Source organism: Parapedobacter koreensis (assembly GCF_900109365.1).
Lineage (GTDB): Bacteria > Bacteroidota > Bacteroidia > Sphingobacteriales > Sphingobacteriaceae > Parapedobacter > Parapedobacter koreensis.
This window is the reverse complement of record NZ_FNZR01000010.1, coordinates 80,528-107,465: the sequence shown is the minus strand read 5'-3', so window position 1 is coordinate 107,465 and position 26,938 is coordinate 80,528. Positions and strand designations below refer to the sequence as shown.

26 protein-coding genes and 1 tRNA gene are annotated in these 26,938 nt (G+C 46.2%); 8 read left to right on the top strand and 19 right to left on the bottom strand.

Going from position 1 to position 26,938, the window contains the following annotated elements:
* Positions 1-46 precede the first annotated feature (46 nt).
* From BMW65_RS20330 to BMW65_RS20310, 5 genes are all read right to left on the bottom strand, one after another.
* Complete coding sequence (locus BMW65_RS20330; RefSeq protein ID WP_177181238.1) at positions 47-661, bottom strand: MBOAT family O-acyltransferase; 615 nt, start codon at positions 659-661, stop codon at positions 47-49.
* A gap of 141 nt (positions 662-802) precedes the next feature.
* Positions 803-1,759 (bottom strand): hypothetical protein, encoded by a 957-nt coding sequence (locus BMW65_RS20325; RefSeq protein WP_090608362.1) that lies wholly within the window; start codon positions 1,757-1,759, stop codon positions 803-805.
* A 6-nt stretch (positions 1,760-1,765) separates the two neighbouring features.
* Entirely contained in the window at positions 1,766-3,214 is a 1,449-nt protein-coding gene (locus BMW65_RS20320; protein WP_090608360.1) for an MBOAT family O-acyltransferase, read from the bottom strand.
* A 47-nt stretch (positions 3,215-3,261) separates the two neighbouring features.
* Positions 3,262-4,620 (bottom strand): nucleotide sugar dehydrogenase, encoded by a 1,359-nt coding sequence (locus BMW65_RS20315; protein ID WP_090608358.1) that lies wholly within the window; start codon positions 4,618-4,620, stop codon positions 3,262-3,264.
* Complete coding sequence (locus BMW65_RS20310) at positions 4,610-5,113, bottom strand: helix-turn-helix domain-containing protein (RefSeq protein WP_090608356.1); 504 nt, start codon at positions 5,111-5,113, stop codon at positions 4,610-4,612. Before BMW65_RS20310 ends, BMW65_RS20315 begins: the two co-directional genes overlap by 11 nt.
* A gap of 108 nt (positions 5,114-5,221) precedes the next feature.
* Here BMW65_RS20310 and BMW65_RS20305 point away from each other — a divergent pair, with 108 nt between their 5' ends.
* Both BMW65_RS20305 and BMW65_RS20300 read left to right on the top strand, forming a co-directional pair.
* Positions 5,222-5,659: an RrF2 family transcriptional regulator gene (locus tag BMW65_RS20305; RefSeq protein ID WP_090608354.1), complete on the top strand. Its 438-nt coding sequence runs from the start codon at positions 5,222-5,224 to the stop codon at positions 5,657-5,659.
* A 38-nt stretch (positions 5,660-5,697) separates the two neighbouring features.
* A complete protein-coding gene (locus tag BMW65_RS20300) occupies positions 5,698-7,359 on the top strand; it encodes an AsmA family protein (RefSeq protein WP_090608352.1) in 1,662 nt (553 codons plus the stop codon).
* Between the two features lie 208 nt (positions 7,360-7,567).
* On the opposite strand, the gene BMW65_RS20295 is transcribed toward BMW65_RS20300, so the two are convergent.
* The 3 genes from BMW65_RS20295 to BMW65_RS20285 all read right to left on the bottom strand — a co-directional run bounded on the left by BMW65_RS20295 (position 7,568) and on the right by BMW65_RS20285 (position 12,023).
* Positions 7,568-8,641 carry an Ldh family oxidoreductase gene (locus BMW65_RS20295; RefSeq protein ID WP_090608350.1) on the bottom strand — a complete coding sequence of 358 codons (1,074 nt, stop codon included), beginning with the start codon at positions 8,639-8,641 and terminating at the stop codon, positions 7,568-7,570.
* 370 nt (positions 8,642-9,011) lie between these two features.
* The gene (locus BMW65_RS20290) at positions 9,012-11,357 is read right to left on the bottom strand and encodes a M1 family metallopeptidase (protein WP_177181237.1); all 2,346 of its coding nucleotides are present in this window, start codon (positions 11,355-11,357) and stop codon (positions 9,012-9,014) included.
* A gap of 90 nt (positions 11,358-11,447) precedes the next feature.
* Positions 11,448-12,023: a HupE/UreJ family protein gene (locus BMW65_RS20285; protein WP_090608349.1), complete on the bottom strand. Its 576-nt coding sequence runs from the start codon at positions 12,021-12,023 to the stop codon at positions 11,448-11,450.
* A gap of 109 nt (positions 12,024-12,132) precedes the next feature.
* Between BMW65_RS20285 and BMW65_RS20280 the strand changes: the two genes are divergently transcribed.
* Positions 12,133-12,609, top strand: coding sequence for a DUF6702 family protein (locus BMW65_RS20280; protein WP_143053954.1), 477 nt, complete (start codon positions 12,133-12,135; stop codon positions 12,607-12,609).
* Between the two features lie 184 nt (positions 12,610-12,793).
* Here BMW65_RS20280 and BMW65_RS20275 read toward each other — a convergent pair whose 3' ends face one another.
* Entirely contained in the window at positions 12,794-14,278 is a 1,485-nt protein-coding gene (locus tag BMW65_RS20275; RefSeq protein ID WP_090608345.1) for a sigma 54-interacting transcriptional regulator, read from the bottom strand.
* A 176-nt stretch (positions 14,279-14,454) separates the two neighbouring features.
* Positions 14,455-15,552, bottom strand: coding sequence for a vWA domain-containing protein (locus BMW65_RS20270; RefSeq protein WP_090608343.1), 1,098 nt, complete (start codon positions 15,550-15,552; stop codon positions 14,455-14,457).
* 328 nt (positions 15,553-15,880) lie between these two features.
* On the opposite strand from BMW65_RS20270, the gene BMW65_RS20265 reads away from it, so the two are divergent.
* Positions 15,881-17,662, top strand: a complete 1,782-nt coding sequence (locus tag BMW65_RS20265; protein ID WP_143053953.1) for a hypothetical protein — start codon at positions 15,881-15,883, stop codon at positions 17,660-17,662.
* A gap of 11 nt (positions 17,663-17,673) precedes the next feature.
* Here the strand turns inward: BMW65_RS20265 and BMW65_RS20260 are convergent, their stop codons facing one another.
* The 5 genes from BMW65_RS20260 to BMW65_RS20235 all read right to left on the bottom strand — a co-directional run bounded on the left by BMW65_RS20260 (position 17,674) and on the right by BMW65_RS20235 (position 22,305).
* Positions 17,674-18,423, bottom strand: a complete 750-nt coding sequence (locus tag BMW65_RS20260; RefSeq protein ID WP_090608339.1) for a peptidylprolyl isomerase — start codon at positions 18,421-18,423, stop codon at positions 17,674-17,676.
* Positions 18,424-18,459: 36 nt separating this feature from the next.
* A complete protein-coding gene (locus BMW65_RS20255) occupies positions 18,460-18,801 on the bottom strand; it encodes a hypothetical protein (protein ID WP_090608337.1) in 342 nt (113 codons plus the stop codon).
* A gap of 380 nt (positions 18,802-19,181) precedes the next feature.
* Entirely contained in the window at positions 19,182-19,619 is a 438-nt protein-coding gene (locus BMW65_RS20245; protein WP_090608332.1) for a low molecular weight protein-tyrosine-phosphatase, read from the bottom strand.
* Positions 19,620-19,627: 8 nt separating this feature from the next.
* Positions 19,628-20,947 (bottom strand): sensor histidine kinase, encoded by a 1,320-nt coding sequence (locus BMW65_RS20240; RefSeq protein ID WP_090608330.1) that lies wholly within the window; start codon positions 20,945-20,947, stop codon positions 19,628-19,630.
* Positions 20,948-20,949: 2 nt separating this feature from the next.
* Complete coding sequence (locus tag BMW65_RS20235; protein WP_090608328.1) at positions 20,950-22,305, bottom strand: sigma-54-dependent transcriptional regulator; 1,356 nt, start codon at positions 22,303-22,305, stop codon at positions 20,950-20,952.
* Between the two features lie 126 nt (positions 22,306-22,431).
* Between BMW65_RS20235 and BMW65_RS20230 the strand changes: the two genes are divergently transcribed.
* Positions 22,432-22,506: transfer RNA gene (locus BMW65_RS20230), tRNA-Val, on the top strand.
* Positions 22,507-22,571: 65 nt separating this feature from the next.
* Here the strand turns inward: BMW65_RS20230 and BMW65_RS20225 are convergent.
* Positions 22,572-22,895 carry a hypothetical protein gene (locus tag BMW65_RS20225; RefSeq protein ID WP_090608326.1) on the bottom strand — a complete coding sequence of 108 codons (324 nt, stop codon included), beginning with the start codon at positions 22,893-22,895 and terminating at the stop codon, positions 22,572-22,574.
* A 316-nt stretch (positions 22,896-23,211) separates the two neighbouring features.
* Here BMW65_RS20225 and BMW65_RS20220 point away from each other — a divergent pair, with 316 nt between their 5' ends.
* Together BMW65_RS20220 and BMW65_RS20215 are read left to right on the top strand one after the other, a co-directional pair.
* Positions 23,212-23,613 (top strand): VOC family protein, encoded by a 402-nt coding sequence (locus BMW65_RS20220; protein ID WP_090608324.1) that lies wholly within the window; start codon positions 23,212-23,214, stop codon positions 23,611-23,613.
* A 136-nt stretch (positions 23,614-23,749) separates the two neighbouring features.
* Positions 23,750-24,208: a methyltransferase family protein gene (locus BMW65_RS20215; RefSeq protein ID WP_177181236.1), complete on the top strand. Its 459-nt coding sequence runs from the start codon at positions 23,750-23,752 to the stop codon at positions 24,206-24,208.
* Between the two features lie 155 nt (positions 24,209-24,363).
* Here BMW65_RS20215 and BMW65_RS20210 read toward each other — a convergent pair whose 3' ends face one another.
* Positions 24,364-24,906, bottom strand: coding sequence for a GNAT family N-acetyltransferase (locus BMW65_RS20210; protein ID WP_090608320.1), 543 nt, complete (start codon positions 24,904-24,906; stop codon positions 24,364-24,366).
* Positions 24,907-25,201: 295 nt separating this feature from the next.
* Between BMW65_RS20210 and BMW65_RS24780 the strand changes: the two genes are divergently transcribed.
* Positions 25,202-25,783: a DUF2200 domain-containing protein gene (locus tag BMW65_RS24780; protein WP_317040499.1), complete on the top strand. Its 582-nt coding sequence runs from the start codon at positions 25,202-25,204 to the stop codon at positions 25,781-25,783.
* Positions 25,784-25,888: 105 nt separating this feature from the next.
* Here the strand turns inward: BMW65_RS24780 and BMW65_RS20200 are convergent, their stop codons facing one another.
* Both BMW65_RS20200 and BMW65_RS20195 read right to left on the bottom strand, forming a co-directional pair.
* On the bottom strand, positions 25,889-26,281 hold the full coding sequence (locus BMW65_RS20200) for a VOC family protein (protein WP_090608318.1): 393 nt from the start codon (positions 26,279-26,281) through the stop codon (positions 25,889-25,891).
* Between the two features lie 85 nt (positions 26,282-26,366).
* On the bottom strand, positions 26,367-26,891 hold the full coding sequence (locus BMW65_RS20195) for a hypothetical protein (protein ID WP_090608316.1): 525 nt from the start codon (positions 26,889-26,891) through the stop codon (positions 26,367-26,369).
* Between the last annotated feature and the right edge of the window lie 47 nt (positions 26,892-26,938).

The window sequence follows — 26,938 nt, the reverse complement described above, 5'->3', positions numbered from 1 at the left end:
TGAAATATTTTTTCAAAAAGTTACTCATTTTTGAAAATTTCAAAGTTCACGCTCCCAACACCAATGTACTGCCTGAATATTCTGCCGAATTATTGAAAATCAGATTTGCGTACTCAGCACAGTTGTCGGCAATGACCACCTTTTTTACAAATCCCCATAACATCTGCCGCAACCCATCAGTTGCCATATTATAACCGAACGTTCTCGGCTTTTCCACTTGGGGCAATAAGTGTGTCGCACGCTCAATGGGTCCGGCGACCAGTAAGGGAAAGAAACTTACGAATAATGAATATTGGACAAAATTTGTAGTCGGATTTATCTTACCGTTATAAATATCAAAGACATAGGAGAGCCCATGGAAAGTATATAAGGAAATACCTACCGGAAGGATAATGCTGAGCGTTGCGGGGTGCGCCTCCAATCCAAATGCTCCCAGAAATTGAGCAAATGATTCCACAAAGAAATTGTAGTATTTAAAGAAGCCGAGGAACCCCAAATTGATGATAACGCTCAATAATAACCAAAAATTCCGCTGTTTAATAGTAGACGAGCGGAAAATGGCAAGCCCGGAATAGAAATCCAAAACTGTGGAAAATGCCAGTAGAAAAAGAAAACGCCAATCCCAGCAGCTGTAAAAGTAATAACTGCTGATAAGGAGCAAGATATTTTGTGCTTTTAATGACTTGTTAAAAACAAACCAATAAAGAATAAATACTATTGGCAGAAATATCAGAAAATCGGTTGAGTTGAAAAGCATGTTTAGGATATTAGAATTAGTGCATAATCTTCTATGAGAAGTTAATTACTGATTGCCATTTGCTATTAATGCTTCAATAAATGCCCCATAGGTTTTAAAGAGATATGCGTTCATTGTGTCAACTCCGTGCTGATTTAAATGATGGCTGTCATAATACGAGGAGGGAGGTAGAGTCAATTCATGATTTAAATTGATATATGGACCATATTGTTTATAAAAAGAATCGATTTCAGTTACATTGGTATACGATCTAAACCGTGAAGACAAAATAGGTGTTTGTATGAGTAAATAGGGAATTTGTCTATCCTTCAATTCTTGAATGATGGCCAGAAAAGCCGCCGCTTGTTTAGATTTTATCCTATATATATTTTCCTCTTCGAAAGATAGCAGTTCTTTTTCATTTATGGTTTCATACGTTTGTACGAAACCTCCTGGAATATAGACGTCTCCGTTACTTTTCGTTTTCGGTTCCTTATATCCTCTATCTAATTTTAACGCTTGCCTAAAAAGTCCGTATATTAACGTATTATAAGTTTTAATGTGATTGACCTCAAAAGCCATTTTTATAATATCGTTGTCAATTGGACTGTTTGCGATAAAATCCACTGAAGATTCAACTCCATCCGTATTTAACAATCCCGCATAGACTTCCAACAAAATGAGTTTCGGATTAAACTGATCAATGTATCTATTTACCATTACCTTTGTTTGGAGATAGGATTGTGCGCTAGACCCCAAGTTGAACATGCTTAACCGATGTTTCTTAAACAATCGAGGGTCAAAACTTCGATATGCGTGGGAAGATCCCAAAACCATCACATCGACATTTTTAACTGTGTCAGCATCTCTAATTCTGGTATATAGATTTCCTCCGGTACCAATACGATAATTTAAGTTCTTCGTTAAGCGGGGCGCAAAAATTCCGATTAAAGCAGTACCGAAAACATAAAAAATTCCGGAAAAAAGTAAGAATAAGAGCAGGTTCCTGAAAAATAAAAACATATCTTATCAAAATTGAAAATAAATGAATGGGGTCTCTTCGGTGTGCATATATAACCCTATAGTCAAAATAATTAGCGCATAAAATGACCAACGTAAAGGTCTTGGCCATAATATGCCAATTTTTTCGATGGCATATTTATCTTCTCGTCCCATCCATTCAACGATTATAAAGGTGGTAATAAGTCCAATGGTTATTAGCATACTATAGGAAAGCACCTCAGGACGGGACAATAGATTATTGGAGAAGATATCTCCAACATACTGAAACGCGTGGCGGAGACTTTCCGCCCGGAAAAAAATCCAAGCAAAGACAGTTAAGCCAAACGTTAGTGCCATCTGCAAGAGTTCTGTGATATTGGGCAGTAACCTACCCTGAGCCACTGTTTCTATGTTTTTCCTGTTGGTCTTGAACCAAACCAGGGGAACCATAAATAAGGCATTGAGCCCTCCCCAGAAAATGAATGTCCAATTGGCTCCGTGCCAAAAGCCACTGACCAAGAAAATGATAAATGTATTACGTATTCGCATCCAATTTCCGCCCTTGCTGCCTCCCAAAGGGATATAAAGATAATCTCTGAACCAGGATGAGAGAGAAATATGCCATCTCCGCCAAAATTCGGCGATGTCTCGCGAAAAATAAGGGAATGCAAAATTTCGCAGAAGATTAATCCCAAGTAGTTTGGCTGTGCCTATTGCAATATCCGTATATCCTGAAAAATCACCATAAATCTGGAAGGTAAAAAACAGCGCTCCCAACACCAATGTACTGCCTGAGTATTCTGCCGAATTGTTAAAAATCAGATTTGCGTACTCAGCACAGTTGTCGGCAATAACCACCTTTTTTACAAATCCCCACAACATCTGCCGCAACCCATCAGTTGCCATTGCATAATTGAACTTTCTTGGCTTTTCCACCTGTGGTAACAGGTGTGTTGCACGCTCGATAGGTCCGGCGACCAGTAAGGGGAAAAAACTCACGAATAACGAATATTGGACGAAATTTGTAGTTGGTTCTATCTTACGGTTATAAATATCAAAGACATAAGAGAGTCCATGAAAAGTATAGAAAGAAATACCTACCGGAAGGATAATGCTGAGCGTTGCGGGATGCGCCTCCAATCCAAGTGCTCCCAGAAATTGAGCAAATGATTCCGCAAAGAAATTGTAGTATTTAAAGAAGCCGAGGAACCCCAAATTGATGATGACGCTCAATAATAACCAAAACTTCCGCTGTTTAATAGTAGACGAGCGAAAAATGGCTAGCCCGGAATAGAAATCCAAAACTGTGGAAAATGCCAGTAGAAAAAGAAAACGCCAATCCCAGCAGCTGTAAAAATAATAACTGCTGATAAGGAGCAAGATATTTTGTGCCTTTAATGACTTGTTAAAAACAAACCAATAAAGAATAAATACTATTGGCAGAAATATCAGAAAATCGGTTGAATTGAAAAGCATAGTCGTTAAAAGTCACATTCAAAAAAAGCTATTAATGTTATTATAGATTACAACCTCCCGTCCACCATTTCCTTATCCAAACATCCCTTTGTATCAAAAATCACCCCTTTATACCTTTTTATTTTTTGATAATCAAACGTCAAAAATTCACGGTGCGCGACAGCGACGACGATGGCATCATAAATGGTACCATCGTCCATTTCATTTACGATATCCAATCCATATTCGCGCTTGACCTCCCCGGCATCGGCCCAGGGATCATATACATCCACCGAAAGGCCAAACTGCACCAGCTCGTGGTAAATGTTTACGACACCGGTATTACGGATGTCCGGGCAGTTCTCTTTGAATGTAATGCCCATGATTAGTGCACGGGCTCCTTTAATCGAAATGTTCTTTTGCAGCATCAACTTCACGACTTTACTGGCTACAAAGGCTCCCATCTGCTCGTTCACACGGCGACCCGACAGGATCACGTTGGGGGTATAACCGAGGCGCTCCGCCCGATGAGCCAGGTAATACGGATCTACGCCGATACAGTGCCCACCAACCAGGCCGGGCTTGTAGGGAAGGAAATTCCATTTAGTACCGGCTGCTTCCAAAACGTCATAGGTGTCGATGCCCATTCTATCGAAAATGAGAGCCAACTCATTGACAAAGGAAATGTTGACATCGCGCTGCGCATTCTCAATGGCTTTCGAAGCCTCTGCGACCTTGATGCTTGGGGCTTTATGTGTACCGGCTTCGACAATGGAACGGTATAAGCCATCGACCCAATTGGCCGCTTCGGGTGTGGAACCGCTTGTCACTTTTTTTATCGTGGTGAGCGCATTAATCTTGTCGCCGGGATTGATGCGTTCGGGGGAGTAGCCTACAAAGAAATCGGTATTGTAGACCAGCCCGGAAACGCGCTCTAATACGGGGATACAATCTTCTTCTGTGCAACCGGGATATACCGTAGATTCGTAAACCACAACATCGCCCTTTTTTAGCACATTGCCGACTATTTGCGAGGCCATGATTAGCGGAGCTAAATCTGGGGCATTGAACTGATCGATAGGCGTGGGAACCGTGATGATATAGGTATTGTATAGCCGGAGGACTTCAGGATCAGAAGAAAGTGAAAGCCCGGTAGTCGATGGCTGGTAATCCGTGGTTGGTGATGGGTGATCGATAGTTACCAGGTGCTTGTTCAATTCGAGTACAGCTTGAAGCTCCGTGATATCAACTTCACGGGTATGGTCTTTTCCGCTCTCCAGTTCAGTAATGCGTTTTTCATCGATATCAAAACCCAATACATCGTATTTGGTCGCAAAGGCAACCGCCAACGGTAAGCCAACATACCCCAAACCGATGACAGCAATACGGGCATCGTGTACCGCATGTAATAGGTGATTACTGCTCATACAACACCAGCCCTCCATCCATTTTTTTGTCGGTCAATGCAAAAGACACTTTTCTCCCTATTACCCCTTCCACCTTCGGGGCAAGCTGTTCCAAATAGTCGGCATTGAGTGCTTTTCCTACGATAGTGACCGCTATGATACCACTATCACGCCCTTCGGCGTAATCGCCAGTGAGTACGACCTGCTCCACATCACCCATACGGCTGAGCACCGTCTCCACAATTCGATCCAGTCCCAGATACTTATGTACGATGTCTTGCAATGAACCAAACAGTGGATGCTTCACATTGGCACGGTAAGAAACACGATTTTGATCGGCTTCTTTTTTCAGGTAACCGGCTTCCGATAAATTGTTGAGTTCTTTGCGAATAGCGTTGGTGGATTCGTTGAATTCTTCGGCTAAGCCCCGCATGTGTCCCCGATTGGCAGCGTTGATGAAAAACTTCACCAGCAGGCGCAAGCGGGTCTTCGAGGTGATGAGTGAATCAAGCATCTAAACGATAGACTAATTGAGCAACAAAGGTACTCACTTTTTTGAGAATTGCAAAGATTGTCAAGTTATTCGTACCTTTGCTTTCCAAGAACAACCATTACACACGGGATGTTATCCAAAAAAGCTAAATACGCCATCAAAGCGCTGATTGTTTTGGGCAGGAATTACGGTAAGGAGCCAATGCAGATTTTACGTATTGCGGAGGAGGAGCGTATTCCCAAAAAATTCCTCGAACAGATTTTGTTGGAGATGCGTAATGCCGGAATCCTGTATAGCAAAAAGGGAGCTGGTGGTGGCTACAACCTCAACAAAGCGCCGGAAGATATTCGGTTGTCGCAGGTAATGCGGCTCATTGATGGCCCCATCGCGCTGTTGCCCTGCGTAAGCCTCAATTTCTATCGGAGTTGCGATGAATGTAAATCGGAAGAAGTGTGTGGCATCCGGGATACGTTTATTGATGTGCGCAATGCCATGCTACAAATCCTAAACGATACCAGCATAGCGGATATTATTGATAAGGAAAAACGCTTGGCCTTGGATGTTTGACACCAAACATTTAAGCCGCTACCGCGTTTCTTATCGTAATGAAGCCCTTTTGGAAATGGGGCCTTGGCATAGCCGCTGGCCTAATCGTAATCATCATTGGAATTAATTGGTATGTAAACCATCGGTGGAAACCCCGGATGGAGGTGAAGTTGAAAGACCTTGTCGCCCGGGAGACGGGCGGCCGCTATCAACTCAACTATGACCATTTGGAGGTGTCGTTGATAGGCGGCAATGCTACGGCTACTAATATCTCCCTTACACCAGATACGTTAGCTTACAAAGGTAATGGTGGAACGAACCGAGCGGCGGACGCATCTTATCGCGTCCGGATAGGTCGCCTTCAAATTAAAGGAGTTGGTCTGATCCGGTTGCTCATCACGGATAAGGTACATATTAATTCGATTGTTATTGATACGCCGTCGGTACAGCTCATTCGTCATCGTCAGCCCGATAAAGATACCACAACCGTTGATACGACTTCCGAAAGGTTTATCGAAAACCTTGCAAAGACGTTAACGGGCACCCAGGTGAATCGTATTGAGCTGAACGGCGGTCAATTTGAGATGATGGACGACAGTAGCGCAATGGATATACGGATACCGCATATTGACTTCGCGATACAAGATTTAAGGATTGATTCAGCGTCGCTGCGCGATACGACACGCCTTTATTATGCAAAAGCGATTCAGCTGGATGTGAACTCGATAGACTTTCTCCAGCCGGATAGCCTCTATCGGTTGCAGGTAGGTCTGTTGCACTTCCAAACAGATACGCGTGAATTGTTCCTTCACAATCTCCGCTACGGACTTACGGTGAGCAAAGCTGAGTTTTACCGCCGTGTGCGACTGGCCAAAGACATTGCAGACATTGCCATTTCACGCATAGCTATGAACGACGTCAACTTAGCAAGCTGGGTGAAAACCGAGACGATAGCGGCATCAACGTTACGTATTGACAGCGGGGAGATTGCCATTTATAAAGACAAGACACAACCCAACCCGCCTACAGATAAAATCGGCAAATCGCCACATCAGCAATTGCTTCGGATGAAGCAGCGGGTGGCGCTTGATTCGGTTTTGATCAATGCGCTCGATATCAACTTCACAGAGGTGAGCGATAAGACGGCCAAGGCGGGAACAGTGACGTTTGAAGAGACCGCCGGTCTGATGCAGAATGTCACAAATGATTCCTTGGCGTTGGCCCGCAATCGTTTTCTTCAATTTAACGCAACCTCGCGAGTCATGGGTGCAGGCGATCTGACCGTGGAGTTTCGCTTTGACCTGTTGGATAGTCTGGGGGCACATACGTATCAGGCAAAAGTGGGTGCGATGGATGGAAAGCCGTTTAACCGGATGCTGACGCCGCAGATGAATGTGGAAATTGAACGGGCAGATATCCAGACCATGACCTTCGAGATGGAGGCCGATGACAGTCATACCAGCGGCACGTTGCAGTTTGATTACAAAAACTTAAAAGTGAATATGCTTAGAGAAAACGAAGCGGGAGAAACATCTCGTAAATCGCTGGTTTCTTTTTTTGTCAACCGATTCCTTGTCAACGATAGCAACCCTGATGCCAATGGCGTATATCATCAAGGTAACGTGCATTTGGTACGCGACCCAACGTATTCTTTTTTCAAAATGATTTGGCACAGCATCCGAGAGGGTACTAAGCAGTGTATAGGACTCGGTGACGGATAATCTGTATTGGAATTCAGGCGGTTGCAGACGAAACCTAGGAGACGGTAGCGGAGATGGCGGCACTTTGGATACGCACAAGCAACCTAGGTGGATGAGCGGAGCGAGTCTTCCAGTTGCGTTGCGTGTCCAAAGGTGCCTCAAGAAGGAGAGGAAAGGCATAGTGAAGCGAACCGGATCCAGTTGAGGAGCAACGCTTGAATTCATGTATTCATAGCATCTCCACACCGAGCTTCACTGCTAATGCCTGTAAGTTCTCCCACACGGCGTCGACTAGCGGAATACCGTGTTCTTTGCGATGCTGTGTTGCTTGATGCTCCGGCTCGCCGGGGATAATCACACTTTGTTGTTCATTTATCCGTTTGGCATTTTTAAACCGGGTGATCCATTGGTCGATGTTGGCCTTAAAATCAGCGACAGGCCGGAATCCATCTACGCGCATAGCACCTACGAAGTGGCCAATACCTTTGCCCGGTTGGTCGTCCAGGGGTTGCAAGTAGGCAACAAACGGTGGTACCCATGGCCCATAGTTGGCACCAGACAATACACCGGACAGAATGTCTACAGTAGCCGACAGTCCGAACCCTTTGTGGCTGCCACGATTGTATTCGCTACCCAAAGGGAGTAATGCACCGCCTGTGGTCACCGCATTGGGGTCGGTGGTGGCCTTACCATCCGGTGTGAGTGCCCAGCCTTCGGGAATAGGGACATTCATGCGTTGGGCGATTTCCAGCTTGCCGTTGGCGGCCGCTGAAGTGGCCATATCTACGACTACCGGCGGATATTTTCCCGCCGGAAAAGTATAGCACATCGGATTGGTGCCCAATAGCCGTTCGGATGAAAAAGTAGGAGCCACCAAAGGGCTGGCATTGGTCATCGCATAACCAATCATATCGTGCTCGATTGCTTTGAGTGCGTGGTAGGCTGCAATACCAAAATGGTTAGAATGGCGGATGGCGACCCAGCCGGATCCGTATTGCCGTGCTTTTTCGATGGCAATGTTCATCGCATAGGACGCCACCACTAACCCTAAGCCACCATCGCCGTCGACCGTTGCCGTAGTCGGTGTCTCATGTACCACACAGATATTGGGCGTCGGATTGAGTCGGCCATTTTCCCATAGGCGCACATAGCCGCCGAGGCGAGCCACGCCATGTGAATCGATACCACGTAAATCGGCCGAAAGGAGCACATCCGCAGCCAACACTGCATCCGCATCCGGGCATCCGATAGATTTGAAGATACGATACGTGAAGTTCCTTAGTTGCTGTTCTTGTACGATCATTTCTTATGTGCCTTTAATACGATAAGCTTTATGTTGTAGGCTTCAAGCATGTGACCTACCGCTTACAACTCATACCACCCACGACGGACTATATATCTCGATAGGAGACGGCAGCGGAGATGGCAGCTTTGGATACGCAACGCAACTGGAAGACTCGCTCCGCTCATCCCCCTAGGTTGCTTGTGCGCATCCAAAGCTGCCTTGGAAAGGAGAGGAAAAGCATCGCGAAGCGCACCATATCCAGTAGCGGATCGCCTGCTTGAATCCCCCAATAATTCCTACATCATCAAATCAAGCAGTTGCAGACGAAACCTAGGAGACGGCAGCGAAGCGCACCGGATCCAGTTGAGGAGCAACTGCTTGATTTACCTCACTGCTGCCTCGCCCGTTGCATGGGGTTCGGGCCGGCTGAGGCACCCCGTGCTGGGCCAGCACCTTGTTTAAACAATTCAAACCGCGTAGGCGTATGTTGGCGCGGCCACGCATTGTTCTCTTCGTCGATATCTGCTGTCTCCCGAAGGGGATCGATGAGAATGGCTTTTACCTCCTTGGTTTTAGCAAAGACCTTGGTTACTTCATGCTCATTTTTACGCCAAATATACGCTGGTATACGATCGATTTCCTTAGTGCCGTCGGCGAATGTCCATTGGATAAAAATGGGCATCACCAGTCCACCTTTATTACTGAAGCTGAGTTGATAGAAGTGGTACTTGCCATCGTACAATGCTTTTTCCTCCGTCGTTAAGGATTCATAGTATTGCTCAAATGCCTGCCTATCTTCATCAGCAATGGCAAAACGATCCCACTTGTTATAAAAATCTTGCAAAGAAGTATCGCCCTCTACGGCAAAATCGATGCCTTCTTCGATATTACGCTGACGGGAAATGGTGTTCAGGTCGTTTTCAAAAGCCGTCTTAGCCTCAGCTTGGGCGTCCTGCAGACTCCCCATGGGTTGGAAATGCTGTACGTCGTCCAAGGAAATATCCACAGGGTCTATACCAAAAAACCAACCCCGCCAAAACCAATCGAGATCAACGGCTGAGGCGTCTTCCATGGTGCGGAAGAAATCAGCAGGCGTGGGATGTTTGAAAGCCCAACGCTGCGAATATTCCTTGAAGGCGTAGTCGAAAAGCTCACGTCCCATGATGGTTTCGCGCAGGATATTGAGTGCGGTTGCTGGTTTTGCATATGCATTCGGCCCAAATTGCACAATGTTTTCCGAGTTGGTCATAATGGGCTCCAACTGGTCTTTGGGAAGCTTCATGTAATCCGCGATTTTATGTGCAGGCCCGCGGCGTGAGGGAAAATCCTTATCCCATTCCTGCTCGGCGAGAAACTGGCAAAAGGTATTAAGTCCCTCGTCCATCCATGTCCATTGCCGCTCGTCGGAGTTGACAATCATGGGGAAGAAATTGTGGCCCACTTCGTGTATAATTACCCCAATCATCCCGTATTTAGTAGCCTCGGAATAGGTGCCATCTTTGTCTGCACGCCCATAGTTGAAGCAGATCATGGGGTATTCCATACCATTGGAAGCTTCTACAGAGATGGCTACCGGATAAGGATAGGCGATGGTATGTTTGGAATATACTTTCAAGGTATGCGCGACTACTTTAGTGGAGTAAGGACGGTAGAGCGGGTAAGCTTCCGGGCCATAGTAAGACATCGCCATGGGTGTATTTCCTTCAATACCCTCCTTGACGCGCATGGCGTCCCACACCAGGCGGCGAGAGGTGACGAAAGCAAAGTCGCGTACGTTTTTGGCTTCATAGATCCAGGTTTTCTTAGCCGTGGCCTTGCCCTGCATGGCTTGCTTGGCCTCGTCAAGGGTGACGACCTCCACAGGCTCATTGGCCTGCTGTGCCTGTTGCCACCGATTCAGTTGCGCAGCGGTCAGTACGTTAGCATAATTACGGCATTCACCCGTGGCACCCACAACATGATCGGCCGGTACCGTAATATTTACTTTAAAATCGCCGAATGCCAGCGCAAATTCACCTCGACCGGTGAATTGCTTGTTTTGCCAACCTTGGAAGTCGGAATATACGGCCATGCGGGGGTACCATTGTGCGATGGTGTATAGGTAATTGCCATCTTCAGCAAAGTACTCATAGCCACCGCGTCCACCTTCCGTAGTACGATCACTGATATTGTATTGCCAATCAATCTGTAGCACAAACTTGGCGCCGGGCTTTAGGATGGCAGGCAATTCCACCCGCATCATGGTATAATTAATCGTGTATTGAAGTGCTTTGCCCGCACCATCGGCTACTTTCAGGATTTTGACGCCCAAATCTTTATCATCACCGATGAGTTGCTGCAGTTGACGGGTAGTCACCCGTTCGCCGAGTGAGCTTTCATCGAATTTCTTGTTTTCCGCATCGGCCTTGTGCTCGTTTTCATCCAACTGGATCCAGAGGTAATTCAATGGATCCGGCGAGTTGTTGGTATAGGTGATGGTTTCAGCGCCGATGACGCGTTGATTTTCGTCGTCTACTTCTACATCGATGACGTAATCGGCCTTCTGCTGCCAATACTGGTGCCCTGGCGCGCCCGAAGCTGTACGGTATACGTTGGGATCGCTCAATAGCGTGCCCAATTGTTCAAACTTATTGCCATGGTTTGATCCAGGATTGTTTTGATACTGTGCTACGGTCGGGAAGGAGTATAGCCCCAATCCGATAAGCATGACTAATTGATGGAATCTTCTTTTCATATTGTTTTGCTTTAAGCTTCGTCTTTCTTCAACAAATTAAAATAAAAAAGTAATATTAGTTCACGGGCAAAATCAGCTTACAGCCCGGCACTACGTTCTTTCCAGCGCCATCATCAACGCAATGCCGAAAATTGCGGCCGAAAGGAAAAACGACCAATCGCGCTTGGATACGGAAAAGATACCCGTGGCGATAAGTGATGCCATCAAAACGACAAAAACGATAGCCAACTGACCCAACTCCAATCCTACGTTGAAAGCAAACAATGGCCAGGTGATGCTGCTTTCCTTGCCCAATAGCGATCGCAAGTAATTGGAAAAACCCAACCCGTGGATGAGCCCGAAAAACAAGGCGTAACTATATGTAAGCCAGTCCGTATTTGCTGCTCGTTGGCGCTTTTTGACCACGTTACTGAAGGCCGTGATGACGATGGTGATCGGGATAAGTAATTCGATCAGTTCCGTATCTACCCGGACGAGATTAAATACGCTCAATGCCAAGGTAAGCGAATGCCCGACAGTAAAGGCCGTGACCAACACGGTGACTTTTCGCCAGTCTTTTATGAAATAGGTACAACAAAGCGCAATTACAAAAAGGATATGGTCGTATCCCGAAAGGTCTAAGATATGCTGTAAACCTAATTCGAAATAAACCCCGAAATCCTGCATGTTGAAAGTTTTGTTGTTATATTCGCAACAATATTACGTTTATTGCGGCGAAAACGCAATCTATAACAAAAAAAATGCAATAGCATACCGGTGTTAGGCTTGAAATTTCATGTTGAGTTTAATTTTTAGTGTTTTTTTAGGATTGTTCCATCCGTTTTATGTGAGCATCACGGCAGTAGATTTCAACGAAAAGACACATGCCATGGAAATAAGCTGTCGCATCTTCCATGACGACCTTGAAGATGCCCTCAAAGCGGCTTATAGTGCCCATGTGGACTTGATTAGTCCTGCTGATCGTCCTATGATTGACAGCTTATTGGCAGATTACCTCGGGAAGCAATTCAAGCTTGCCGTAGATGGCGAGTTGAAAACGCTGCACTACCTTGGCTACGAAATCGAAGACGACGTGGCGTGGTGCTACCTTGAAGTGAGCAATGTAGACAAGGTGCAACGACTTGTCATAGACAGCCGTATTTTGTTTGATCAATTTCCCAAACAAAGCAATATTTTGCATGTAACAGCCTACGGCAAACGAAAAAGCACTAAACTGGATAATCCGACGCGTAAGGCTACTTTTGTATGGTGATCGGTGAAGCCGAAACCTAGGAGACGGCAGCGGAGATGGCGGCACCCTGGATACGCAACGCAACTGGAAGACTCGCTCCGCTCATCCCCCTAGGTTGCTTGTGCGCATCCAAAGGTGCCTTGGAAAGGAGAGGAAAAGCATCGCGAAGCGCACCGGATCCAGTTGAGGAGCAGCCACTTTAATATCACCTTCCTTCAAACTCCTCATCATCAAAGTCGCCGTCAAACAAGCTGCCCAGCATGTCCGCAAATACGACTCCTCCATCGAGGTAGCTTTTGTTGAGTTGCGAATACTCGGCTAATCCATGAAGCACAAATTCCATCAGCAGCAATTGCTGGCTTTCCGCAAGCTTGGGGTGAAGTTTTTTTACCAGGGCATGCAGGCCCGGTACTTGCATCAGCGCTTTTTTATATTGGCTATCTGATAGATCATCCGTCAGCTCCAGCTGGTTGCCCATCGTGAACCAATCAACAATGGATGAGTATGGGTTTTCACTTTTGGACTTTTTTGCCTTCTCGGGATGCGGGAAGTATTGCGTAAAAAGGGTTTTTACCGCCGATCCGATTAGGCGATGCGCTACGTGTACAGGCCCTTCCAGCTCACCTTCATAAACCAATTCGATTTTTCCGGTGATGGCAGGTATAATACCGGCAAAATCTGATAGGCGAGCGATGGTTTTCCGCTGGCCGGATATCAGCATCCTACGTTCGGCCGCACTTACCAGGTTTTCAAACGCTGATATGGTAAGACGAGCAGACACGCCCGATTTCTGATCGATGAACTCACTTTCGCGGGCTTCAAACGCGACCTGTTCGACCAAGTCTTTCAATAGGCCATCTACTTCGATGGCGGTTTGCTGATCCGGCGTTATGCGCGCTTCCTGAAAAGTAATTTTGCGGGAAATATCAATATTCTTTGGATAGTGTGTCAATATTTGGCTTTCGATACGATCCTTCAGCGGTGTCACAATGGAGCCCCGGTTGGTATAATCCTCCGGGTTAGCCGTGAATACAAACTGGACATCAAGCGGCAGACGCAGTTTGAAGCCCCGTATTTGGATATCTTTTTCCTGTAGCATATTAAACAGGGCAACTTGTATCCGCGCTTGCAGGTCGGGCAATTCGTTGATAACAAAAATGCTCCGATGGGCCCGTGGGATCAATCCGAAGTGGATGACGCGCTCGTCATTATAGGTCAGCTTCAATGTGGCTGCCTTGATGGGATCCACGTCGCCTACGAGGTCGGCCACGGTGACGTCCGGGGTGGCCAATTTTTCAGTATACCGTTCTGAGCGATGCAGCCAAGCGATGGGCGTATCATCACCTTTGGTTTGGATTTCGTTCCGCGCATACCAAGAGATGGGATGCAACGGATCATCAAAAAGTTCGCTTCCGGCCACATAAGGTACGTATTCATCTAATAAATGCACCATCAAGCGGGCAATACGTGTTTTCGCTTGTCCGCGCAATCCCAGCAGCAAGATATTGTGCCTGGAAAGAATCGCTGTCTGTAATTCGGGAATGACGGTATCGTCATAGCCGACGATGCCTTTAAATCCAGCTTTTTTTTCTTGCAATTGTTTGATGAGATTGGCTCTTAATTCGTCCTTTACGGCACGGTATTGATATCCGGATTGTTTGAGTTCGCCTAATGTGTGAATATGAGTCATGTTTATTTGTAAAATCGTTATTTTTTATTGTTATCGATCACCGATCTCCACCACTGATCACCGTTTTCTAATGCCACCAATTTAAGCCGTTGCAGACGAAATCTTGGGGATGGAAGCCAAGCGAACCGGATCCCACCCAGTTAAGGAGCAACAGCTTGAATCGACACCAACACCCACTACCTTACCGTCTTTCTCCGGTTGCGAATATAATCTTCAAAAATGTATTCACCTAATCCCTGGAGCGAACTATAGAATGCTTTTCCGCCGTTGGTTTCCGTGAACTGACGGACGAATTGCTGCAAGTACGGATCGCGAGCAATCATAAAGGTGGTAATGGGAATATTCAATCGCTTACATTGGGCAGCCATATTCAACGTCTTGTTGACTACCTTACGGTCAAGGCCTACGCTATTTTTATAATAACGGCCATTTTCCTTCAGGCATGTTGGCTTTCCATCGGTGATCATGAAAATCTGCTTGTTGTGGGTCTTGCGTCTGCGCAACAAATCGGTAGCCAGCTCAAGCCCAGCCAGCGTGTTGGTATGGTAGGGGCCTACTTGAAGGTAAGGCAAATCTTTGATGCTAATCGGCCAGGCATCATTGCCAAATACTACAATATCCAAGGTGTCTTTAGGGTAGCGAGTCTGAATAAGCTCGGCTAAGGCCATTGCTACTTTTTTGGCAGGCGTGATGCGATCCTCGCCGTAAAGTATCATGCTATGAGAAATGTCGATCATCAGCACGGTAGAGGTCAATGTTTTGTAATCCCGCTCTTCCACCTCAAGATCTCGTTCGGTGAGCATGAAATTGCCAATCCCATGATTTACCTGTGCGTTATGGATAGAAGTGGTCATGTCAATCTGATCCAAGCTATCCCCATACTGGTATTCCCGACGGTCGGCATTTTTTTCCTCCCCCAGTCCGGAAAGGTTGCTATTATGGTTGCCACGCCCGCTTTTGCGCAACTTGCCAAAAATTTCTTCCAAGGCGGATTGGCGGATGGTCTGCTCACTTTTAGCAGTAATCCGGAATTGCCCAGAGCCTGGGTCGTCACTCAAATAACCCTTGTCTTTGAGATCCTGGATAAAATCGCCCATGCCGTAGTCATCCGTGGTCAGGTTGTACTGCTTATCCAGCTCATTGAGCCAAGCCAACGCCTCCATGGCGTCACCCGCCGTATATTGTAGGAGTTGCATAAAAAGCTTCAGCAATTCATCAAAACCACCTTTGGGCAATGCAGTAGGGATATATTGTGAGAAATGGTAGCCACGCATATGTTTCCGCTGTTTATTGTCTTGTTTTTACGCTGTGTTCGCTGGTTCGTTTATTTGCTTATGCGAATGGGGATTCGCGCTATGCAATTTGCATGGAGCAAGATAAGGGCAGCGAACAGCAGGTCTAAGGTAGTGCTTTTTTTGATAAGTCGCGATTCCGGCCTAGCGTTTTTTATTTTTTGTCCTTAAGCTGACATTAAGTGCCACTGGCTTGGCCACCAACCATCATATGACCTATTGGGAATTGCCACGGAAATCACTACCTTTACGAATACGAAAACATTCATAGCCAATTGTTGTTTCTCCGTCAAATGTAACTATGCGCGTCATGAAACCGATTTGGAAATGGGTAATTGGAATTGTCGTAAGCCTCTTGATGATTATAGCGGTAGGCGTTTGGTACCTGAGCAGGCATTGGCGGCCGATATTGGATGCCCGGCTCAAAGAAGCCGTCATGAACGCTACGGACAGCCTTTACCTGATCGCCTATGACGAATTGGACTTTAACTTGATCACGGGAAATGCCTCCATCAAAAACTTCCGACTGACGGTAGATACAACAATGTACGCCAAACTGGAACACCGCCAGCAAGCGCCCGACAATGTTTATAACATCAATATTGCAAATTTGAGAGTCAGGCAATTCCATCCGCGCGGCATCCTTTCCGATCGGCGATTGCGTATTGACGATATCATTATCGATACGCCAGCCATCCAAGTAATAAATACGTATCACGCTTATAACGATACTGTAGCCACTAAGCGTGATCAGCGATCGCTTTATCAGCGGATAGCGCATATACTCAATGAGGTGAGCGTGGGGGATATCCATTTCAACGATATTCAGTTTAAATTTTCAAAGCGAACCGATTCCGCGGTAAACGAGACTGCATTGAACCACCTCAATGTCCGGGTACGGGATGTACTCATTGATTCGGTTTCACAGTTTGATACGACACGGTTTTACCTGACGCAGGCCATTGATGTAGATATGCCCGGGTTTCGATACGAAACGCCCGATAGCTTTTATTATGTAAGTTTTGATCGCCTACAGCTGGCCACCTCATACAGGCAACTCTTGATTAAGGGCTTGAAATATGCTCCTCGAATGAATAGACGGGAGTTTTACAGGCGAAGCCAGCAAGCAAAAGATATGGCTATTATAGCCTTTCCGACGATTCGCCTTGAAGATGTCGATCTACAGCGGTTTGTGGATAGCAGGCAACTGTATGCCGGGAGCTTGCACATTGATAGTGGAACGGTAGCGATATCCAACGATCTGCGTTATCCCAAGCATCCGACCAATAAAATTGGCAAGTCACCCCACCAATTGTTGCTGAAAATGAAGCAGGTGATTAAGATTGATTCGGTATTGCTCAATCATCTGAGCGTTAGCTACGCCGAAGTAAGTAAAAAGTATGGAAAGGAAGGAAAAATCACATTCGACAATGCAAGCGGTGTTTTCCGGAATGTGACAAACGACACATCAGCTCTGCTGAAAAACCAAGTCATGGAAGCCCAACTGACGGCGTACCTGATGAATACCGGTAAATTAGACGTACTATTTGCATTTGATATGTTAGATAAGCGCGGAGGCTATACGTATAAAGGGACAGTTGGCCCTATGAATGGGATGCCGTTTAACCGAATCATTACGCCTTTATTGAATGCGGAAATCGGTAGCGCGAATATCAAAGGTTTGAATTTTGACGTGCAGGCGGATGACCATCGGGCACGGGGTTCCCTGCGTTTTGACTACGATAATATGCGGCTCCATTTGCTGTCTGCCGATGACGATGGAAATACATCATCAAATAAGGTAGTATCCTTCTTAACCAATAGTTTTATCATTAATGATAGCAACCCCGATGCCAATGGTCAATACCATCGGGGTCGGATAAACTATACGCGTCCGGAAACCTATTCCTTTTTCAAAATGCTGTGGCAAAGCCTATTGCAAGGCATCAAAGAATCTGCGGGTATCAGTCCTGAACGCGAACAGCGGCTTATGAATACCGCCGAAGAAGCCAAACGGGCCGCAGAAAAGACAGGTGGTTTTTTCAGGCGCGTGTTTGGTAAAAAAGGAGAAGGCGAAAAGAATCAAGACTAATGGGAGATCCCTCAGTATTTTGGCTTGAATAGGTCAAAAAACTTGGTGAAAATACCATTACGGGGAGGCAGTCCAGCTTGTTCACGTTCCAAATTGAGGGCTTCTCTGCGGGTGAGCAAGACCATATCCATGCGTTGGTCTTCCACTGGACGGTCATAGCGATCAGTCTCCACGGCAGCAATGCTGTCGATGACGGCAATTCCCGAGATCACTTCCCCGAAGACCGTATAACTCTGGTCCAGGTGGGGCGTTCCCCCCAATGTTTTATATATCTCGCGCTGGTATGCCGGAATTTTACGGCCACTGAGGCGCAATTGTTCTAAGCTATCAAGGCCATTATCGGTGAATGTCCGTCCTTGTACCAGGTAAAATTGCGAACCACTGGAAGCTTTTTCGGGATTGTCATCGCGGGCAGCGGCAATAACACCTTTTTTATGAAAAAGGCTGTCTTTAAACTCAGCAGGCACGGTGTATTCCGGCCCGCCTCCTCCCAATAGCTGCTTTTCTGCCGCGTAGCGGGAGGTGGGATCGCCCCCCTGAATCATAAAATGATGTATCACACGATGGAATAACAAGTCCTTATAATAGCCTTCCTGTACCAGTTTGGCAAAATTGTCGCGATGCAGCGGCGTTTCATCATAGAGTTTCAATAAGCATTCCCCTTTAGGCGTGATGATTCGGATATATTTGTGCGGAGGTGCGGCGGCATGTAGAGAGACAATGGATGCAACGAGTGCAATGAGTATAAGGGTTTTCTTCATGTTCGTTCTATGGCGTTTAAGTCTGTTTACTATTTGTTAGCTAATGTCGTCGAAATAGTCAATAATAAGTGATTTGATAATCAATTCTTGCTCAAGAAGCGTATAGTTAGGAATGGGCTTGATGAGTCGCCAATGTGGCCAGCCATCTTGATCCAACCCATCTAATTCATAAAAACCCATTGCGCTGAAGAGTCGGCATGTGGCAATATGCATCAATTCTTCTTTCTGCCTTTTGCTGAACTTCATGGGGCCCTTACCCAATTCTTGTACGCCGATGAGGAAGAGCATCACTTTAATATCCGGCTTTTCCATTTCGAACCGCTTTGCCGTATCAGCTTGCAGTTCGGTCCATTTTCTATTGATCAATGATGCATTCACTTGGCAAATATAATCTTTTTGGTGTTCAGAAAAGAAGGCTACATTTTGGGGAATTATTCTACAAAGTGGGGGATGGGAATCCCCTGGAATCTACCGTGATCAGGTTTTTCGATCATGGCTTGCGTTTCGTTAATGAAAAGATCTGGTTGATTTTCAAACTTATTGGTGATTTTTCTGAAAAATTGGGCACTGTGCAGCGGGTATGTTGGCAATTGGCATAATATTGTGAGGTAAGAAACACATTATAGGCAGAAATTTATAAACTTAACCACATAGCATTACCACATTGAGGGTAAAGCGAACGATAACGGTAAATTACTTAGAATAGTATGAACTGTTTGTTTTAGTATCTGGAAGAGCGTCGCTTCGGTGGCGCTTTTTTATTTTTCCCACATCCGTAATAATTCCCGACATCTTTCTTCCACCATTTGGAAGACCACTTCAAACAAACGGTTGTCATAATAGGGATCAGGAACTTCGCGATCACCCATAAACAACTGGATGCGGGCACGTTGTTCACTGGTTTTTGCTTGGGCCAGTAAGCTTTTTAGGTTATTACGATCCATTGCCAAAATGTAGTCAAATTCGTCCAAGTGGCGATTGTGTAATTGTTTAGCGCGCTGCTTGCTAATATCAATGCCGTGGCGCTTGGCTATTGCGATGGCACGGTGGTCAGGGGGATTATCTACATGCCAGCCGCCGGTACCCGCGGAATCAACGACCCAATCCAATCCTCGCTCATTGACAAAATGCTGCAATACACCGTGTGCCAACGGCGATCGGCAAATATTCCCTAAGCATACAACGAGTATTTTCATGCGTTTGTTTAAAACTGGAGGGTGAAGACGCTGCCTTTCCCTTCTTCACTTTGTACTAAAATATTGCCGCCATGCAACAGCATGATTTGTTTGCTCAGCGTGAGCCCAACGCCGCTTCCGGTCTTACGGGTTGTAAAAAAAGGAATAAAAATGCTTTCGAGCAAATCCGGGGGGATCCCTCTCCCATTGTCGCTCACTTTGATCTGCGGTTTGCCGTCATTAGCCGAAGCAGAGAGTGAAATATTGGCGTTTGGCACTTCTTTGACCGCTTCGATGGCATTGAGCAGGAGGTTGATGAGCACTTGTTCGATGAGATTCACGTCCAAATCAAGCTGCAGTTGGGTATCTTTCAAGATAATATCCAGCTCAATATTCTTCTGGATGAGGGATGGCTCCATGAGCTGGTAGAGATTTTCAAAGAGATCGGCTGCATATACCCTGTTGATATTCGGTCGTTCGATTTTATTCAATGAACGGTAGGTGCCAGCAAATTTGAGCAGTCCCTCGCTGCGGCGCTTTATCGTTTCGGTGCCCAATCGGATATCCTCCAAGTCTTCGCTATTGGGCATGCTGTCCAGACGAGTCTTCAATGTGTCCGCAAGGGACGATATGGGAGCGATGGAATTCATGATTTCGTGCGTCAGTACGCTCAAAAGCTTTTGCCATGCCTTGGCTTCTGTCTCGTCAATGGCCTCATTGACATTTTGATAGACCACCAGCTGGAACTTGCCCTCCGGAGTCTGGAAATAGCTGGAAGTAAGCAGTAGCTTGATGTTTCCTTTTGCCGAATTGACACTGAGCAGGGTTTGCTCGCCCGGCACCAGTTGCAGGGTTTTTTGGTAGAGATCCTCGTTTTTACGCTGAAGCCCATCAAATCGGTGCAAATACGGTATGCGGAAAAGTTTTTTGAATGCATCGTTCATCCAGACGACCTCGTGGGTCTCCGTGTTGTAGGAAAGGATGGCGGTGTCTACGATTTCGAGAATTTGGTGCAAGTACTGGTACTGCGTTTCCCGCTCGCCCGTAATTTTCTTAAAAACACCGTTAATTTCATTAAAAGCGCTCCGCAAAGGCAGCAATTCCGCTTTAGCGTAGCTTAGCGGAAAATGTCGGGTAAAATCGCGATAGCGGGCCGCTTCGGCAAACTCCTCCAATTCGCGGTAAGCCAGCAATTGGGAACGAAAATTCAGGGTGAGCATCCAAACGCAAAACGGGCCCAGCAGTAGCGCATACAAGTATTGTCCTTTGAATAGCAGATAAGCCAAGCTGGTCAACGCTAACAACAGTAGTATCGCCCGGAAAAAAATCAATCGCCTGAATCGTCGCATCCTCAGATATCGTATTTGCTTAGTCGCCTATAAAGCGCAGTGCGTGTGATACCGAGCTCCTTGGCTGCCTTGCTAATGTTTCCGCCATGCTTTTCCACGACATTAGCGATGGTAATGCGCTCAAGTTCAACGAGGTTATGCTCCTCCGGTACTTGCCGTTGGTTTTGGCTATTTAAGGGCACTTGTTCAATAGCGGAGAAGATGAGATCTTCCGCGCTAAGAATTTCTCCATCAGCCATGATGACAGCACGTTCAATACTATATTGAAGCTCCCTGACATTCCCTGGGTAATGGTATTTAAGCAATTTTTGTTCTGCCCTTTTATCAAAATCGACGATGGATTTCATGTATTTCTGGGCATATTTCTTTAAGAAATGCCGTGCGATCCGGACAATGTCTTCGTCCCTATCACGCAAAGGAGGTACCTGTATATCCACGGTGTTGATGCGATAAATAAGGTCCTTTCGAAAACGGTTTTCATTAGCCAAATCCGTCAAAGGTACATTGGTTGCACAAATTAGCCGGATATCCACCGCAATGGGCGTGTTGCTTCCCAAAGGAATGACTTGCCTGTTTTGCAGCACGCTGAGCAATTTAGCTTGTTGCTGAAGAGAAATATTGCCTATTTCATCCAGAAAGAGCGTACCACCATTTGCCGCTTCAAACCGACCCATCCGATCTTCGCGTGCATCCGTAAACGCACCTTTTTTGTGTCCGAAAAGCTCACTTTCAAATAGGCTTTCAGTGAGTGCACCCACATCTACCTTTACGAACGGTTTATCCGCTCTTCTGGATTGCTTATGGATGGCCGTTGCGATCAGATCTTTACCTGTACCATTTTCGCCCAATACCAGGATGTTAGCGTCCGTAGGAGCTATCTTGCTGATTTTGTACAGCAGATCTTGCATGATTTCAGATTCCCCAATAAATTCCGCGTCAGCTGTTGCCTTCTTGGGTTCGATGCTTTTTTTGCGATCTTTTTTCGACAGCAGGCCGGTTATCACGCCAATCAATTGCTCGTTTTGCCAAGGCTTCACCACAAAGTCTGCCGCCCCTTGCTTGAGAGACGTCACCGCCAGATCGATGGCCCCATAAGCCGTAATCATTACTACGGGCAGGTCTGGTTTAATGGTTTTTATACGGTTCAGCCAGTACAATCCCTCATTGCCCGTGTTGATGGTGCTTTTAAAGTTCATATCCAACAGCACGAGGTCCGGTGCTTCCTTCGCGAGGAGCGAAGGAATTTGCTCAGGGTTGGGCTCGGTAATGACTTTGTCCACATGTTGTTTGAGTAACAAGCGTACAGCAGTCAGTACATCGGGATCGTCATCCACGACTAGTATGCGCGAGTGCTTCATATCGTTTGCTTAATCTGGTATCCAAATCAAAACGTAAAACTACGATATCTGTGGCGGCTCACAAAAAAATGAAAAAATAATTTTGAATGTCGCATAACAGCGCTATATTTGCAAACCCAAAACAAAGGGAGCTTAGCTCAGCTGGTTCAGAGCACCTGCCTTACAAGCAGGGGGTCACTGGTTCGAACCCAGTAGCTCCCACATAACAGAAGCCTTCAGATAACTGGAGGCTTCTGCTTTTCTAATATTGCCTTTATTGACTAAACTCATGAGTTATTTATATTTTCCGGATCGACATGTCCGTGGTGGGGCCGGGTGACCTTGGCAAGATCGTACACGCGTGCTTTCTTGCTTTCCGTACCATTGACCAGCCCGTTGTTGAATAGGCTTTCCAGAATCGATTCTACCACATCGGTATCCGCATCAGGGTCTTTCAGTTCGACAAGCCGTTCAGCGACCTGTTTGGCCGTGCCGCTTCCGATGTCTGCCAGTGCAAAAACCACGCGGTCATCCAGTGGCGCCTGTGGGGCATGTTTGGCCGGCACTTGCAAGGGGCGGATCCGCCCGTCGTCTTCGTGTTGCTTTTTCATTTTGCTTACCGTTATTGAAACACGGTCAGGTGGAATTTGTTTTGCGCGTAGTCAGTTTCGACTATTGGAAAGCTTTCCAAGAAAAACATCCGGAATACATGAACATGAAACAACCTCCATCATAGCACTGCTACGATAACAAAAACTAACCGAGCCGTCCCTTTAAAGCTTCCTATTGCCGTAGTATAGCATTGGACGTTTGAGATTGACCCGAACGCCCCCTTAACTCGTCGCATTTGCACAACAACCGTGTCGGTTCAAAACCATAATTTTGTATAGACGGAGCTTACCTCTGATAAGAAAAAAAATAGACAGTATGAAGCCAAAAATGATTTGGGCGAATTTAGCCGTAAGCAATTTAGGACGGACAAAGGAATTCTATACGAAACTGGGATTCGAGTCTAACGGTACACATGGTTCTGACGAATTGGTTAGTTTTTCTATCGGGCAAGACAGCTTTGCCATCAATTTTTTTCGGGGTGACGTATTCAGTACCAATTTAAATGCCAATGTAGCTGAGGCACACACCGTGACCGAAGTGGTGTTTACGCTTTCCGCGGAAAGCAGGGAGCAGGCAGACGACTGGGAAAAAGAGGTCGAAAAGGCGGGTGGGCAAATCATTTCCCGACCGGAAGAATTCGGTGAAGGATATTACGGTTTCCTGTTTGCCGACCCGGATGGCCATCGGTTCAATGTCTTTTACATGAAAGGTTTTTAGCCGCCGATATTGCCATGTCTGACACAAAACCGATAATGGTAGACAAATACATCGGGGCGACTGGATGGGAAACCAGCGACAGTATTTTGACTTTCCTAATCGCACGTGTCGGACCGCTCGGCACCGAATGGTAACTATGGATGCGAAAATACCACCCGATATCATCCTGCTGGGCTGTGGTACACTGATTTGGCTGCTGGTAAAATACCTGCCAGGGTTCGGATTTGAAATAGGTTACCATGCTTTATTATCAGGGATGATATTCTTGCTCGGATTCCTCATTATTTTTTCGGCTAAGGCCACCTTATATAAGCACCGTACGACGGAACGGCCGGGCCTGCATTCGTTACCTCGGGTAACTGCTTTGGTGACCATCGGCGTTTACAGGTTCTCGCGAAACCCCATTTACTTGGGAATGGTGCTGTTGCTGATCGGTTGGACGGTAATGTTGATGAACTGGATCGGCATCATCGGGGTAGTTGTTTTTGCTGGGTTTGTTACCAAGTTCCAGATCATACCGGAAGAAAAGATGCTGGATCATATTTTCGGCAACGAATACAGAAGATATGCAAGCAGGGTACGGCGTTGGATTTGAAGCGCCTTATTGCCAGATCGTAGCGGTATCTTTGTTCTCGGATATGAGCAAGCAGGTATTATTTATATATGGAGCAGGTGATGGAAGTTATGAAGCCGACAAAGAACTCCACGCCTTACCCATTGGAGTGGGATCTGCTTTTTATCGAGTTGAATTTATAGTCGTATAGAAACAATTTTGCGATCATATTTTCCATCGCCGACGATGTTAAACCCTAATTTGAGAAAGGTGTTAAGGTGGCCGGTATAGGAGTTGGGTGAATTTCCTGGATAAGCCTCCAAAAGCGTTGCCTTTGCTTTTTGGGCATATTCAGTCGCCGCCTTTATCAACGGCGTGGTCAATCCCTTTTTACGATATGCAGATTTTATATAAAAGCAGGATATGCACCATATGTTTTTCGTGACGTCAGGGTCGCCATAACCATTTTTGGTTAACCAGGGAAGATCCTGTTTCGGTGTCAATTGGCACCATCCAGCAGCGATATTGTCAACAAGCGCCAAAAGTCCGGACGGATGTCCCGCTGAAATGATGCTGTGAAGGTCATTCTTGTTTAGTGTCCGGTCTCTTTTATGGTAGTCAGCGCCAATTCGCCAGTACATGCACCAGCATCCATTGCAGGCACCGCTCTTTCCAAACAGTTGCTCAAGTTGTGGCCAAAGCGCATCGGTTACCGGCATAATTTTTACACCCATCATCATGTTCCGCTATTCTTTTCTGGTTAATTTATACTGAATGTTTTTTTCGCTGTCCTTGTGCCCGTCTACAGGATACATCAAGCCCTGTAAAATTAACCGTAAACAGCCTATGCCAGGCATGCTATTCCCGACATTCGTGCGGGGCAATCAGGACATTTTTTGGTGTGCTTATCCGCTTGCTTTGGCATTACACCCCCATTCCACCGAATAACGGTACAGCCAGTATTCATCCGCCAAACCTGTTTTGAGCGATCGGATTTTTATGCACTGAAAATACATCCATCTGTTAAACAAAGGTATGTTCAACACGCGCGTTCTGTCCGTTTGTATTGGACATTTCCTTGCAATTATTGTTACTTCGTTGGTGGTCAACGTATCCAGTGATGTGGCCTTTTTTTTGTACCATTGCAAAGATGATGAGGTGGCCATTTCGCACCTCAAGCTTGCCGACGGTAAACGTCGGCATAAACGGCCAGCAATTGATGGACAACGAAGCTGTATTATTAAAACATACAACATGAAAACGACCCCCGAGCACGATGCGCGAATTGCAAAAATGACATTTGCATCGGTGTATCCACACTACATCACGAAGGTTGAGAGCAAAGGCAGGACAAAACAGGAATTACATCAAGTTATAGAATGGCTGACAGGGTTTGATGATAAAAAACTGCAGGAACTCATTGACGAGAAAGTAACTTTTGAAACATTTTTTAAGCAAGCAGCATTGAATCCCAATGCACAACTGATAACTGGGGTAATTTGCGGCTATCGGATAGAAGAAATTGAAAATTCATTAACAAAACAAGCAAGGTATTTAGACAAGCTGGTGGATGAATTGGCGAAAGGCAGAAAGATGGAAAAGATTTTAAGGCAATAAACTTGTACGTTGGCAACGATTTACGAGGCCTATCACTGCTCCAATGTCCGTTCCGTATGCTTAAGCAGGTTTTCGAGCATTGTCTTTTCTGCTCGATCCATACGGCTAAAAACTGGTTAGTCCGAGTACCGCGCCGAATGGATCGCTGATAATGGCATAATTGTATTTGCCTGATTCATCTTTGGATTCCTTGATTACCGTACCGCCGAGTTCAATGCAGCGCTTGACACTCGCCTCCACGTCGGTCACGTTGATATATACAATCCATTGCGGGGGGATGCCCACATTGGTACCCCGATGATGGCACACGCCACCTGCCCAATTGCCGTCTGCATCTTTCATGATGTAGTCGCTGTAGCTTTCCGCTCCGTCTTTCATTGGCATTTCATCGACGCTCCAGCCGATGACGGCTTGGTAAAAGTCCCGTGCTGCCTCGGCGTCTGCTACGGTCAGGTCCGCCGACACGATGGCGCCCTTGCTGATTGTTTTGGTTTCCATAATGTTTGATTCCGTTGGTATGTATACAAAGCTAATAAAGATTGCCTACGGACGGTCCGAAATCCGGTGATTTTCCGGGTGATGATCAATAATTGAGCTGTTCATCCACATCATATTTCATGCCCGGATAATCCAATATCCTGCGCATTAGTCCGATCTGCCCACAGAGGTAGTCTTCTCGGCCTATGCACATGCCAATGAAGTTGAGCAATGTTTCCGGGAAAAAAGGAACATCCATACCCAGCGGGATTATTTCGACCAACTTTGCATCAGTAAGCGTTAGCAGTGCGCCGTATACTGCCGGTGATATACGGTGGAAATTTTCCTTGAGTTCCACCAGTGAGGGATAGCTGAATTTTTCATTCAGTGCCTTTCCCTGAAAAAACAAATCCTCGTAAGGATCCTGCTCTCCGATGCCCAGCACATTGGCCAAGCCGAAACGCATGTTTACAAAGTTGCCAGCCATCCAAGCGACATGATTGGTCCTGCCTTCGATTCGCTTCAAGGCATCTGCTTCCGAAATACCGTCCAACACATTCACGAAGCTCTGCGTGTGCATCCTGTATGCCGGGATGATGATATTTAACTGCGGTGATAAGGGTGTGTCCATACGTCCAAAGGTAATGCGTATTACTCGTTTTTTCTGGTGACAAATGC

Bases quoted from the DNA above. Each gene is read 5' to 3' on its own strand.
- BMW65_RS20295 (WP_090608350.1), bottom strand. From the start codon at position 8,641: ATGATCGTACAAGAACAGCAACTAAGGAACTTCACGTATCGTATCTTC.
- BMW65_RS20285 (WP_090608349.1), bottom strand. From the start codon at position 12,023: ATGCAGGATTTCGGGGTTTATTTCGAATTAGGTTTACAGCATATCTTA.
- BMW65_RS20215 (WP_177181236.1), top strand. From the start codon at position 23,750: ATGGATGCGAAAATACCACCCGATATCATCCTGCTGGGCTGTGGTACA.
- BMW65_RS24780 (WP_317040499.1), top strand. From the start codon at position 25,202: ATGTTCAACACGCGCGTTCTGTCCGTTTGTATTGGACATTTCCTTGCA.
- BMW65_RS20265 (WP_143053953.1), top strand. From the start codon at position 15,881: ATGAAACCGATTTGGAAATGGGTAATTGGAATTGTCGTAAGCCTCTTG.
- BMW65_RS20235 (WP_090608328.1), bottom strand. From the start codon at position 22,305: ATGAAGCACTCGCGCATACTAGTCGTGGATGACGATCCCGATGTACTG.
- BMW65_RS20275 (WP_090608345.1), bottom strand. From the start codon at position 14,278: ATGACTCATATTCACACATTAGGCGAACTCAAACAATCCGGATATCAA.
- BMW65_RS20220 (WP_090608324.1), top strand. From the start codon at position 23,212: ATGAAGCCAAAAATGATTTGGGCGAATTTAGCCGTAAGCAATTTAGGA.
- BMW65_RS20200 (WP_090608318.1), bottom strand. From the start codon at position 26,281: ATGGAAACCAAAACAATCAGCAAGGGCGCCATCGTGTCGGCGGACCTG.
- BMW65_RS20315 (WP_090608358.1), bottom strand. From the start codon at position 4,620: ATGAGCAGTAATCACCTATTACATGCGGTACACGATGCCCGTATTGCT.
- BMW65_RS20325 (WP_090608362.1), bottom strand. From the start codon at position 1,759: ATGTTTTTATTTTTCAGGAACCTGCTCTTATTCTTACTTTTTTCCGGA.
- BMW65_RS20305 (WP_090608354.1), top strand. From the start codon at position 5,222: ATGTTATCCAAAAAAGCTAAATACGCCATCAAAGCGCTGATTGTTTTG.
- BMW65_RS20270 (WP_090608343.1), bottom strand. From the start codon at position 15,552: ATGCGTGGCTACCATTTCTCACAATATATCCCTACTGCATTGCCCAAA.
- BMW65_RS20310 (WP_090608356.1), bottom strand. From the start codon at position 5,113: ATGCTTGATTCACTCATCACCTCGAAGACCCGCTTGCGCCTGCTGGTG.
- BMW65_RS20320 (WP_090608360.1), bottom strand. From the start codon at position 3,214: ATGCTTTTCAATTCAACCGATTTTCTGATATTTCTGCCAATAGTATTT.
- BMW65_RS20300 (WP_090608352.1), top strand. From the start codon at position 5,698: ATGAAGCCCTTTTGGAAATGGGGCCTTGGCATAGCCGCTGGCCTAATC.
- BMW65_RS20210 (WP_090608320.1), bottom strand. From the start codon at position 24,906: ATGATGATGGGTGTAAAAATTATGCCGGTAACCGATGCGCTTTGGCCA.
- BMW65_RS20225 (WP_090608326.1), bottom strand. From the start codon at position 22,895: ATGAAAAAGCAACACGAAGACGACGGGCGGATCCGCCCCTTGCAAGTG.
- BMW65_RS20195 (WP_090608316.1), bottom strand. From the start codon at position 26,891: ATGGACACACCCTTATCACCGCAGTTAAATATCATCATCCCGGCATAC.
- BMW65_RS20280 (WP_143053954.1), top strand. From the start codon at position 12,133: ATGTTGAGTTTAATTTTTAGTGTTTTTTTAGGATTGTTCCATCCGTTT.
- BMW65_RS20240 (WP_090608330.1), bottom strand. From the start codon at position 20,947: ATGCGACGATTCAGGCGATTGATTTTTTTCCGGGCGATACTACTGTTG.
- BMW65_RS20290 (WP_177181237.1), bottom strand. From the start codon at position 11,357: ATGAAAAGAAGATTCCATCAATTAGTCATGCTTATCGGATTGGGGCTA.
- BMW65_RS20260 (WP_090608339.1), bottom strand. From the start codon at position 18,423: ATGAAGAAAACCCTTATACTCATTGCACTCGTTGCATCCATTGTCTCT.
- BMW65_RS20245 (WP_090608332.1), bottom strand. From the start codon at position 19,619: ATGAAAATACTCGTTGTATGCTTAGGGAATATTTGCCGATCGCCGTTG.